This window comes from Arthrobacter sp. B2a2-09, from assembly GCF_027587375.1.
GTDB lineage: Bacteria > Actinomycetota > Actinomycetes > Actinomycetales > Micrococcaceae > Arthrobacter.
The window spans coordinates 1-11484 of record NZ_JAMXIC010000048.1 but is presented as its reverse complement, the minus strand read 5'-3'; the positions used below and the strand labels follow the sequence as shown (position 1 = coordinate 11484).

General features: G+C 60.7%; 12 protein-coding genes. 5 read left to right on the top strand and 7 right to left on the bottom strand.

Annotated features, from left to right (window positions below):
• Positions 1-285: 285 nt before the first annotated feature.
• The 7 genes from NFJ07_RS25145 to NFJ07_RS25115 all read right to left on the bottom strand — a co-directional run bounded on the left by NFJ07_RS25145 (position 286) and on the right by NFJ07_RS25115 (position 7652).
• Positions 286-1305, bottom strand: coding sequence for a heme-dependent oxidative N-demethylase family protein (locus NFJ07_RS25145; protein WP_269998790.1), 1020 nt, complete (start codon positions 1303-1305; stop codon positions 286-288).
• Positions 1302-2279, bottom strand: a complete 978-nt coding sequence (locus tag NFJ07_RS25140) for a PDR/VanB family oxidoreductase (protein WP_269998788.1) — start codon at positions 2277-2279, stop codon at positions 1302-1304. Before NFJ07_RS25140 ends, NFJ07_RS25145 begins: the two co-directional genes overlap by 4 nt.
• Complete coding sequence (locus NFJ07_RS25135; protein ID WP_269998792.1) at positions 2276-2743, bottom strand: dimethylamine monooxygenase subunit DmmA family protein; 468 nt, start codon at positions 2741-2743, stop codon at positions 2276-2278. The genes NFJ07_RS25140 and NFJ07_RS25135 overlap by 4 nt, the downstream gene beginning before the upstream one ends.
• 25 nt (positions 2744-2768) lie before the next feature.
• Entirely contained in the window at positions 2769-3149 is a 381-nt protein-coding gene (locus tag NFJ07_RS25130) for a cupin domain-containing protein (protein WP_269998787.1), read from the bottom strand.
• 869 nt (positions 3150-4018) lie between these two features.
• A complete protein-coding gene (locus NFJ07_RS25125; protein ID WP_269998786.1) occupies positions 4019-5644 on the bottom strand; it encodes an APC family permease in 1626 nt (541 codons plus the stop codon).
• Positions 5645-6228: 584 nt separating this feature from the next.
• On the bottom strand, positions 6229-6936 hold the full coding sequence (locus NFJ07_RS25120; RefSeq protein WP_269998784.1) for a cache domain-containing protein: 708 nt from the start codon (positions 6934-6936) through the stop codon (positions 6229-6231).
• The gene (locus NFJ07_RS25115; protein WP_269998782.1) at positions 6933-7652 is read right to left on the bottom strand and encodes a FadR/GntR family transcriptional regulator; all 720 of its coding nucleotides are present in this window, start codon (positions 7650-7652) and stop codon (positions 6933-6935) included. Before NFJ07_RS25115 ends, NFJ07_RS25120 begins: the two co-directional genes overlap by 4 nt.
• A gap of 707 nt (positions 7653-8359) precedes the next feature.
• Between NFJ07_RS25115 and hxlB the strand changes: the two genes are divergently transcribed.
• The 5 genes from hxlB to zwf all read left to right on the top strand — a co-directional run.
• Positions 8360-8959 carry a 6-phospho-3-hexuloisomerase gene (hxlB, locus tag NFJ07_RS25110; RefSeq protein WP_269998781.1) on the top strand — a complete coding sequence of 200 codons (600 nt, stop codon included), beginning with the start codon at positions 8360-8362 and terminating at the stop codon, positions 8957-8959.
• A 55-nt stretch (positions 8960-9014) separates the two neighbouring features.
• Positions 9015-9638, top strand: coding sequence for a 3-hexulose-6-phosphate synthase (gene hxlA, locus NFJ07_RS25105; RefSeq protein ID WP_269998780.1), 624 nt, complete (start codon positions 9015-9017; stop codon positions 9636-9638).
• Between the two features lie 131 nt (positions 9639-9769).
• Positions 9770-10066, top strand: a complete 297-nt coding sequence (locus tag NFJ07_RS25100) for a hypothetical protein (protein ID WP_269998779.1) — start codon at positions 9770-9772, stop codon at positions 10064-10066.
• Between the two features lie 24 nt (positions 10067-10090).
• Positions 10091-10300, top strand: a complete 210-nt coding sequence (locus tag NFJ07_RS25095) for a hypothetical protein (protein ID WP_269998778.1) — start codon at positions 10091-10093, stop codon at positions 10298-10300.
• 47 nt (positions 10301-10347) lie between these two features.
• The coding region (gene zwf / locus NFJ07_RS25090; RefSeq protein ID WP_269998776.1) for a glucose-6-phosphate dehydrogenase at positions 10348-11484 on the top strand (1137 nt) is incomplete at its 3' end.

Genomic DNA, 11484 nt, shown 5'->3' with positions numbered 1-11484 from the left:
CGGATCAAGAGGGTGCGCCACCCCTACTACGGCTTGAGTTTCACTGTCGATAGTCATGGTTTCTCCTTGATTGGTTCATTGTTCAGGACGTTTGCTGTTCAGGATGAGGGTCGTGCCGGGTAGGTTGGCCCGTACAGGCCCGGTTCGGATTCCCAGTACCGTTCACCTTTGGCAGGACTGTTCATCCCCGGTTGCGAATAGGACTGCGCCGAAGACCCTCCAAACCCCTGCGGGGTCCGGGGGACCATCTGCAAACTTGGCGTCGAAATCATCTAGTCCAGCTTTTTAGGGACTATTTGAGGAGATGCAGTTGGCGAGCAGCCAGTCGGATGCCGCTTTGCGATAGCGGGCGATGCCTTTGTACTCGGCCATGTCTTCCGGGAGTTCAGCGAGGACGTGGCCCATCTTTTCTCGCCAGGCGGGGACCTTGGCGATGTCGGAGAGGGGCAGGAGGTGGGTCCGGACCAGGAACAGCAGGACCCCGGTGTGTGGGAGACGGATGAGGTGTTGGACTTCGACCCGGAGGTGGAGCCTGTCGGGCAGAGCGGGGTCGTTGGCGATGGTTGCGCGGTCCGGGCCCCATACCGGGTAGGTTTCGGTGGAGGTGTCCAGGCGCCGGTCGATGGTCATGGTCCAGTTGGTTCTGCGATATTGTTCCCCGGGTTGTAGCCGCAGGAGGAATTGATGCGCCCGGGAGACGATCTTTTCCTCCTTCACCCGTGGGACGGGACCGTGGATTTCGAGGAAGTTCATGCCGACGTCGAAACCGAAGGACCAGTCCGCGGCGAAGGTGACCAGGCCTGCGTCGAGCCACATCGTCTCCTCACGGATGTCAAGCAGAACGACGTCATCCTGGATTTGGCTGCCAAGGAAGCGCAGAGGACCCATGGGCAGCGAATTGTCGTCGCCGATGGTAAATTCCACGCCGAGGTCCTGCAGGCTGTTCTGCCAGCGGCAGGTGTTTCCTTCGCGGTGGAAGGACATCGTGCCCGGGTTTTCCTCGGCCATTACGGGCAGCAGTGTGGAGATGGCGTCCCATACTGCGGTCCTCATGTGGGGCAGGACCTGCATACGTGAGGGGTCGCGGGCGAGCACCTCGTCGCGTTCGGCCAGTTCCTGAAGGTAGTGTTCGTCGATGTCGATCAGCCGGGCGCCCCAGGCGCCGGCTTCTGTTGTCACTGTTTTGTGGGCCGGTTCGACATTGGCGCTGTAGCGGTAGCTGTCACCGGGAAAGGGAAAGGGAAAGCGTTTGATGCGTTCCGGGAGGACGAAGGTGTCAGGGGCTCTGTCGATGGTGATGCTCAAAGGTCCAACTCCAATTCTGGGTCTTCGCTGCGCGAAACACAGCACATCATGGTGGTGTTCGCGGCCTTTTCCTGGTCGGTCAGGTAGAGATCCCGGTGCTGAGGTGCCCCCCGAACTACGGACAGGGAACATTCGCCGCAGATGCCTTTGCGGCACATATTGGGAATGCTTCTCCCTGCCTTTTCGAGTGTCTCCAACAACGAAACGCCGGCCGGAACTTCCAGTCTGACGCCGCTGCGAACCAGGTTCACCGTGAAGGGTTCGCCCTCGTCCAACGGGGCCGCGCCGAAGGCTTCTGAATGCAGCCGGGCCGGTGACCATCCAAGCTCCCGCGCCTGGTCCAGGACTGCATCCATGAAGGCAGCCGGCCCGCAGACGTAGAGATGGGTTCCGAGGGCCTGGGTCGTGAGGTGTTCGGTCAGAACCTTCTGGAAACTGCCACGATCGGTACATTCGATCAGCCCAGGTCCCAGCAGTTCCCTCGTATCTGCCACGTGCGCCCCGGCCCCGGGCCTGTAGACGTAGATCAGGGATGCTGCGATGCCCCGTTCAGCCGCGGCCCGGGCATGCGAAAGCACCGGCGTGATTCCGATTCCTGCCGCAACCAGCAGATGATGCGTCGCTGTTGACACCGGGGCAAACGCACTGCGGGGACGTGAAACATACACACGGTCACCGACTGAGAGCCGGTGCATGGCGACAGAGCCGCCGGCACCGTCTTCGACGCGGAGGACCGAGATGGTGTATTCGGACGGGGCGCTGCCTGACTCGGTGAGCGAATACGCATTGACGCCGCTGCCGTACTGGACCACAAGGTGGCTCCCCGGGACATAAGAAGGCAGCCTTTCGCCCGACGGGTCAGCCAACGTGATGCTGATAATCGACTCCGTCTGAAGGCTGACGTTTGTCACCTCCAGCTGGAGACCTCCTTCCACCGCCGGATGTGCACGGGTCTTCAGCGCCGTCATTGTCATGATGCCTCCTCGGCATGGGCTGAGTAGCCCAGATATGCGCCTTTTCGACGAGAAAAGTGATCAGTGATGGCCAGGACAGTGGCACATCCTTGGCACTCCACCTCTGATCCGGCTGCCCGATCAATGGTGGTGGTAAGGCAATGCGGGCAGTAGACAACGCGGGGTCCGGCTTCGTCAGACAGGAGGGTCACCTCCTCCTCCAGCAGTCCACACTCCGCGGCGACGGCTGCGGCCGCGCGAATGTCCGCCTGCGGGCCCGCGAGTACAAGACGGACACCGACATGGGAAGCTCCGAGCACAGTTCTCAGGTCCGAGAGAGTGTTCGGGGTTGCAGATGCGAAATGAAGATCATGCCTGGGCCGGCCACCGGTGTCTTGCTTCGCGATGTCACCTGCTGCGCCGAACGACGCGCAGATGACACCGCGAAAACCTGGTTCCAAGCCGGTGCATGCTGTCGGCGGCATGGACACGGAACGCACGGGAGGGTCCTTACGGTGCGAAGGAGCGCTCGCCGGCGAAGAACCCCAGGCCATACTCAGGGGTCTCAAACTTGACGGTTGTTCCCTTCGGGAAAAACAGCACATCGCGCTCCTTCGCGTGTGTGACTTCCCCTGTCGCCTCATCGGTGAGGATGAATTCACCCTTGATGACGACCTTCATTTCGTCGTAGGTGTAGGTGTATACCAATGGCTCGGATGCCTTCAGTTCGAAGAATCCGGCGCTCATCACTGACCCTTCGGGGTTGTGGAGGGAGTCACCGATTGCAGCTTCCGTCCCAGGCTCGTTCATCGACGGCAGCCCGATATAGCCGCCTTCTACTTTGTGGATGGATCCGGCCTTGCTGAGTGTTCCTACGAGGGTAGTTTCCATGTTCTCTCCTGAGAATAGTGTCGTGAAAGCAGGGTTCATCTTTGTCAGAACCGATAATTTTTGGGTGCATACGAGACTGCGCTGCAGATCACTTCACAACCCCTGTCAGGCCCGGAGGGGATCTGCTAACCCGGCATCCTCTGATGTCCAGAGGCCCAGCCGAGCTCTGCACCAAGTTCTTCTGGTGTGATGCCAGTCACGCATCTTCGCCCCATAAGCAAAGCTACGCGACGTAATTCATCTAGTCCAGCCTTTTTTACAAAAATTAATGCTCAGAATGATTATTAGGCCCGGGAAGGCTGGTGTTTTGCACCTGGGTCCCTTGCTTGCGCCCTCATAAGCAAGAGTTCGGCCCTGGGCCCGTCGGAAGGAAAGTTATCTCCCAGTGCCTGCCCGCGGCGGCTACCTCATCGCTCCCCGCCCTGACGCGCCCAGGCGACCGCCTACCGGGTACTGCATGCGCTCGTCGCGGACGTATTCGGTCCGCGCACCCTACCTCCGCGGATTTCAACTCGGGACACGCGATTTCAGGCCTGATATTTCCGGCCTGATGAGGACTGCGACCCCGTGTCGCTATTCCGCGGAGAAGATGCCGCTGCTGGAACCGTGACCACTGCGGGCCCCGGCCCTTCGTGGACCCGGCGGCCCGACAGGCGTGCTGAACCGCCATGCTGGAATGGTGGATGACTCGACAACCGGCGGGGCCGTAATGCCAGACGTCGCCCGTGCCGTCTTTGACGATCGGCCACCTAGTTCAGGGTTCATGGACGCATCAGGCTACGCCGGCGTTCCGGCACAAACGCCTCAGACGCACAGGTAGGAAGGCAAGACCGCTCCTTGAGCGGTCCTTGCCTTCCTACCTTGAGGGGTCAGATCATTGCGGGCTCAAGCTGATCGTCCTCGTCAGCGTCAGCAGAGCCCTGCACGGGTTCAAGCTCGTGGTCCTCGTCGGCGCCTGCAGAGCCCTGCGCGGGTGCCGAGTGTTCTTCCAGGACACCGGTGTGATGTCTGATGCGCAGCCTGTACAACAGGAGACCGACCAGAACGACGAATCCGACGAACATAACTCCGCCCCACAGGAAATACCACTCGAACGGTGGCACGGAGTTGTAGATCTCCGGGCGGGGCCAGATCAGGTTGACGGTCATTGCGGCCCCCCACACCACAGCAGTGAGATTGACGATAAAGCCCCGCTTCTTACCGAGGCTGAAGCCTGTCCCTGCCCCATCGTCAGGCAGCGGCCACTTTTTCAGGAACCTGTTACGGAGCATGGGAGCGGTGACCAGCAGGTAGGCCAGGTAGATCAGAACGATTCCAATGCTGGAAAGAATCGTAAAGATGGCGGGCTGACCGATATTGATCAGCAGCGGGATGATTGCGAGAACGCCGGTGGTGATGGCCGCCGTCGTGGGGGTCTTACGAACCGGGTGGACTTTTGCAAGCTGGCGGCTGAACGGCAAGTTATTGTCCCGCGCCATGGCGAACATCATGCGGATGGCCGCAGCATGGACTGCGAGTGCGCAGACAGTGATTGCCACAACAACGCAGACCAGGAAGGCCTTGCCGAAGGGTCCTCCGAGGACCGACAGGACGATGTACTGGAGGCCTCCATCCGCTTCCCCGAGCTTGGGGTCAGACAAGTTCGGAGCGGCGAGGAGAGCAGCGAGGAGCACTGCTCCGCCCAGGACGAAGGACGCAGTTACGGCCCTGATGATTGCCCTTGGCGCGGTTTTCTTTGGGTTCTTGGTTTCTTCTCCGAGGGAACCGGCAGTGTCGAAACCGTACATGGCGTAGCCGGAAGCCATGGCTGCGATAAGGAACACGCCGAAGTATCCGAGGGGTTGGCCTTGGCCTAGACCCTGGGTGTTGAAAACGACCTCAGGCCCGCGCACTGCGTGCCATGCCAGAGCGAGGACCAGGAATACAGCAGCGAAGAGTTCCACAAATACGCCGATGCTGTTGATGGCGGCCGTCAGTTTAACGCCAAACGCATTCACGAGTGTGGTGAAGGCGATCAGGATCGTTGCAAGCAGGACGCCGTTGACCGCGAAGTCGTAGGGGCCGGTTCCGTCACCCACCATCTGGAAGCCCTGCCAGATCTGCGGCATTGTAATCTGAAGAGACAGTGCGACAGCGCCGATTGTGACGATCGACGCGATCAGCATCAGCCAGCCTGCCATCCATGACGTCGTTTTCGAGGCAAGCTGCTTGGCCCAGTTGTATACGGCGCCGGCGACCGGATACCGGCCCGCGAGCTCGGCAAAGACGAGCGCGACCATCAGCTGGCCGACGAATACTCCGACCCAGGTCCACCAATAGGCCGGTCCTCCGGTACCGTAGCCGAAGTAGAACAGCTGAAAAACACTAGTGAGGATGGAAATGTAGCTGACGCCAGCCGCGAAGCTGGCGAATTTACCGATACTCCCGGTCGAGAGCGACTGCTTGTAGCCGAAGTCGCTGAGACCGCTCGTATCGTGGTCCTTGAGTTGAGACATGTGGAGTCCTTAGTCGAATCTGAACGATTGCACCGTTGGGGTCGTTGAGAAAGACGCCGTTGGGGGTCGAATTCGTGGGGGGTGGCGTATTCGGGGAAGTGCACTTCTCATCCGGGTCTGCGATCTTTGCAGAACTTCGGACCGTTCCCGCAGCGTCTCCTGTGAAACAGATCACTCTAAAGGTTGCAGATTTAAACATGCATTGCAAGAGTTTTTATTCAGGTTAAGTTTGCCGCTTCGTTGACTAGCTTGTCAGGAATTGTTCCTGACCAACGGCCAACCTCGTCCGTTCCGTGTAGACGTTGGTACCCGGCTGAGGCCAACGCGCTTCGTTCCTGTCTCTTTTTGTGAGCTTGGGCGTTCAAGTTCGGGCACAGCTCGATGCGGCGGCTTCGCGCCTGCTAGCCGGGGGTGGCGGGGTGCGTTAGCAGAAGGGTTCGTGGGCACGGACGTTGATGACACGATCACCGAGGCACTCGCCAACGCGGCAACCAGGCTTCCCAGCGACCCCTCACCCTGACCTACCAAATCACCGGGGCATGAACTTCAACAATGATCTCCTGCCTACTTCAGGAGGTCTGAGGCTAGGTGGTGTAGATCAATGAGAGCCCCAGGTGGGGAACATCCAGAGCAATTCGATGCTGATCTGGCGATCCGGATTTGATCCGCTCGCCAACCAAGTACATCCCGGAGTTGCCGAGAATTACCCGGTTGCTAGCGTTGATGAGAGCGGCGTCGCCTGGGATGACTCGCAGGATTGGCATTATGAGGGGTTCCAGGTCCTTGATCCGAATGTCGCATGCCGCCACCCCTGTAAAATTTCCATGGACGGAAAACGGAGCCGCGAAGGTAAGAATGTATTCCTCGAAGCCGAGAAAGTCTACATACGGGCCCCAAAGGGTCCGCTCACCTGTTGAAGCGGCGGTCGAGAAGAACGGCAGCTTCTCGTAGTCGTAATATCGATTGCTGCCTGGAGTCCGGTCAAAATCAAGCCTTCCAATGGCACCGGATTCCTTGCGGGACCACCACTCCAAAGCTCGGCCGCCCTCTTCAACGGATTCCGCGGCAAAGAAGGCCCCGGCGCCAACAGCGAACGTGTTCTTCGTCAGGAACTCCCGTGGGACTTCGTCCAATCCGACCAGTGCAGCCTTGTCGACCTTGGACTTGCCGAGCAGATTTCGTTCAAGCAGCGAGGCAACGTTTCTGGAGAGTTTCTCGGTCTCGGTGGAGACGCCGCGAATCCACGAAGCGAGGGCACTGGCAGCATGTACGACTTCAGTCGTGGGGTTCATTGGTCATCCTGAACTGATTGGGCGTAACCGAGGGTGAGTTTCGTGTCAATCAGGTGGAAAATGTTTCGCCTGATGTGCTCAAGCACTAGTTTCTGTGCCTTCTCGGGTTGGTCCTGAGCCACGGCCCGGACCAATTCCAAGTGTTCAGCGGTTGCCTGTTCGGGGTCAAATGCCACAGCGAAGGGGGTCCATAGTTGTCGAACTGTTTCTTCCTGAAGCCGGATTTCCGCATCGGTAAGCCTCGGCGATTGCGCGGATACTGCCAACTCGATGTGGAAGCGGCTGTCTGCAGGTGCACGCGCTTCGGGGGTCGTCGCCAGAACCAATGCTCGCGCAAGTTCCTGAAGACGGTCGACGTCGTGTGCTTCCGCGCGCTCACATGCCAGACGGACGGTCGTGGCGGCTATCGCGGAATGTTCGTCTCCGATGTCCCGTATTTCCGAAATAGACGTCGAGAGAAACCAATCCCGTATGGTGTCGGTCTGGGTTCGAGGCTGATTGACGACGAAGGTTCCCCCGCTCCGGCCTCTGCGAGTCTCGACGATTCCCCGCTCGCGCAGATCCCCCAAAGCTTCGCGAAGGGTCGCACCGCCGACCCCGAACATCTCCGAGAGCGCCGCTTCGGGGGGTAAGCGTTCACCTACTTTGAGCAGCCCGAGGGCGATGGCCTTGGTAATTCTGTCGACAATCGCATCAGCCCTCTCGATTTCCGGCAAGGACCGATATATCTGCGACTGGAATGAGGTCGGCGAGGCCAAGAGTCTGCGCTCCGAAAATGGGCTACGGGTGAAAATGGGCTACGGGTCGGGTCAATCCTAACCAGTCTTGGCAGGTACTTAAGGGACTTTGATCGTTCTTTTGAGCCTATGCAAGTAAATCCTTCAATACTGCGGCTTTCAGCTTGCCTGGCCTCCGCCCTCTAGGCAGTGACTCAGGTCGGGCCTCTCGTTGTGGTCGGCCTCCTGCCGGACGGCAACCAACGCGATCCTATATCGATTGCCACAAGAGAGAGATCGACCTCGCCAGCTCTCGCCGTTTCAATGACGAAATGGACGAAGTTGTCACCGCCAAGGATTCAGCCACGAGCGGCAAAGTCCTCTTGAGATTCTCGGACGTCTGGATCATGTGAGCGGACGGCCCCAGCGATTACGCCCTATCCGTCTCTACCGGCAAATGTCGAAACCGACGGCGAGATTCTGGCGCAGGACCGGACCTGGCTGGTTTCACGCACTTAGCCACGCTCCGCGGCTGCGCTCATCCGGACAGGTACCGGGGCCGGGAATGTCCGACCAATCCTTAAGTGTAGTCAGAACCGTCAGAAAACAGCGTTACCCCTGCCCGTTCGCTTCGGGATCATGGATATCAACCAGAAAGCATCCATTCGGCTACTACCGGCCGATGGCCGAATCGAAGGGGACAAATCGTGAATCCGACAGCAAATGCGACGCGTGCCGTGTACAGCACCACAGGTGACATTGTCCGCAATCTGTCCCTCGTCAGGGACGAGATCGCGGACACGGCGGCCAAAATCGACGAACAGGAGGTGGCCGGCTTGGCGGCCCACCTCGGGCATCCAGGCCGGGTGTTCGTCGCCGGGGCGGGGCGGAGCGGCCTGGTCCTGCGCATGGCCGCGATGAGGCTAATGCACTTGGGTATGACCGTCCACATCGCCGGTGACACCACCACTCCCGCAATCAGTTCCGGCGACCTGCTCCTAGTGGCCTCCGGATCGGGAACGACTTCAGGAGTGGTCAAGGCGGCGGAAACAGCGGCGAAGGCCGGAGCGCGCATTGCCGCGTTCACAACCAACCCGGATTCGCCGCTCGCTGGACTCGCCGACGCACTGGTGATCATTCCCGCCGCCCAGAAGACCGACCACGGCACCAGCGTTTCCCGCCAGTACTCCGGGTCCCTCTTCGAACAGGTGCTTTTCCTCGCAACCGAGGCCCTCTTCCAGTCGCTGTGGGAAAACACCGATGAACCGGCCGAACAGCTCTGGCTCAGGCACGCCAACCTCGAATAACCGAGGCCTTCACTTTCCACACCCACCGCAGTTCCCTACAGAAAGAAACAACATCATGAAACTCCAAGTCGCCATCGACCTCCTCACCACCGAAGCCGCCCTCGAACTGGCCGGTCAGGTCGCCGAATACGTGGACATCATCGAACTCGGCACGCCCTTGGTGAAGAGCGAAGGGCTTTCCGTCATTACCGCCGTCAAGAACGCACACCCTGACAAGATCGTCTTCGCTGACATGAAGACCATGGACGCCGGAGAACTCGAAGCCGACATCGCCTTCAAGGCCGGCGCCGACTTGGTCACCGTGCTCGGCACCGCCGACGACTCCACCATCGCCGGCGCCGTCAAAGCAGCCAAGGCCCACAACAAAGGCATCGTCGTCGACCTCATCGGCGTGGCAGACAAGGTCACCCGAGCCAAGGAAGCCCGCGCGCTGGGTGCGAAGTTCGTCGAGATGCACGCCGGCCTGGACGAGCAGGCCCAGCCCGGTTTCGACCTGAACGGACTGCTCAGCGCCGGAGCAGAAGCCCGCGTTCCGTTCTCCGTGGCCGGCGGCGTGAACCTCACGACCATCAAAGCCGTCCAGCAGGCCGGCGCCGATGTCGCCGTCGCCGGCGGCGCCATCTATGGCGCAGCCGACCCGGCCCTGGCAGCCAAGCAACTCCGCGAGGCCATCGTCTAGCCAGCCGAGTGACGGTGGCGTCCCGCAGCCCAAAAGCCCCGGGACGCCACCTTCCGGGTTGCAGCTCCTGCAACGTCAGTGAGCCGTAGTCGGCGATTGTCCGGCCCGGGCCCAGGCGGAAGGAATAAGACATGAGCCAACAAACGCTGGGACCGTCCAAGGGAAGTTGCAGATTCCCCGATCAGCAGCCTGTCCGGGAATGGGATTCCCTTCAGCAGGGGGATTGCGTTGAAGTCTGGTCCGACGATTCGTTCCGCTACGCAGGTTGTATTGATGACCGCGCCGATGACGGCCGACTGATATGGGTCATCGAGAACGGCACAGGCTGCCGTCGGCTGTTCGTTCGTGATGATCCCGTCACGCTGTACTCGATCGAAGACACAGCACGCCCCCGAGGACGAGGGGTCGGCACATTGGGGGGACCCTAATCCCTGGGAAGGAAGCTGTTCATCATGCGTAGCCAGACCGCCGAGCATTTGGAAGTCCTCGTTACCGACTCTGGTCGACTTTACGAGTTGCTCGACAATGCAGAGGCCGTGCTCCGGCAGACGCCCCAACGGCTTGCCGGCATCCTGGTCACTCGCCATGATCCGGGCCGATACACACTCACGCTCAGCGACACGGTTCCCTTTGGGGAGACCCGCGAGCAGATACTCTCCTGACCGTCGGTCGACGGCCGCACTGCCTGTAGAAAGTTAGAAGGCAAACAATGTCTGTTACTTACGTTGATTCGAGTGTCAGGTCCGGGCATAATCCGCTCCGGGACCCGCGCGACCGCCGGCTGTCCCGGGTGGCAGGACCGTCGTCCCTGGTGCTCTTTGGCGTAACGGGAGACTTGGCACGCAAGAAACTTATGCCCGCCGTGTACGACCTCGCGAACCGGGGGCTCCTGCCGCCGAGCTTTGCGTTGGTGGGCTTCGCCCGGCGCGGGTGGGATAACGAGGACTTCGCCGTTGGGATTAAAGAGGCCGTCAAGGCGTACTCCCGGACCCCGTTCGACGACGCCGTCTGGAACCAGCTCTCCGAGGGCATCCGCTTCGTGCAGGGGGAGTTCGACGACGACGCGGCGTTCAAGCGCCTCAGCGCCACCCTTGACGAACTGGACGAGACCCGCGGCACCCGCGGCAACCATGCGTTCTACCTATCCATCCCGCCCAAGGCCTTCGAGCAGGTCTGCCGCCAGCTCTCCAAGCACGGCCTCGCGCAGGCCGGCGATGGCCAATGGCGTCGGGTGGTCATCGAGAAGCCCTTCGGCAACGACCTGGAATCCGCACGCAAGCTCAACGACATCGTGGAGTCCGTCTTCCCGCCGGACGCGGTGTTCCGCATCGATCATTACCTGGGCAAAGAGACGGTCCAGAACATCCTGGCCCTGCGCTTCGCCAACCAGCTCTTCGAGCCGCTCTGGAACGCCAACTACGTTGACCACGTCCAGATCACCATGGCTGAGGACATCGGCACCGGCGGCCGGGCAGGCTATTACGACGGCGTCGGCGCGGCCCGGGATGTCATCCAGAACCACCTCCTGCAGTTGCTGGCATTGACGGCCATGGAGGAGCCCATCTCCTTCAACGCTGATGACCTGCGTGCCGAGAAGGAAAAGGTCCTGGCAGCGGTCAAACTGCCCGAGGACCTGTCCACGCACTCGGCCCGCGGCCAGTTCGCCGGCGGCTGGCAGGGCGGGGAACTGGTGCAGGGCTACCTTGAGGAAGAGGGCATCCCGGCCGATTCCAAGACCGAAACCTATGCGGCCATCCGTCTGGACATCAACACCCGGCGCTGGGCCGGGGCGCCGTTCTACCTGCGGGCCGGAAAGCGCCTGGGCCGGCGCGTCACGGAGATCGCC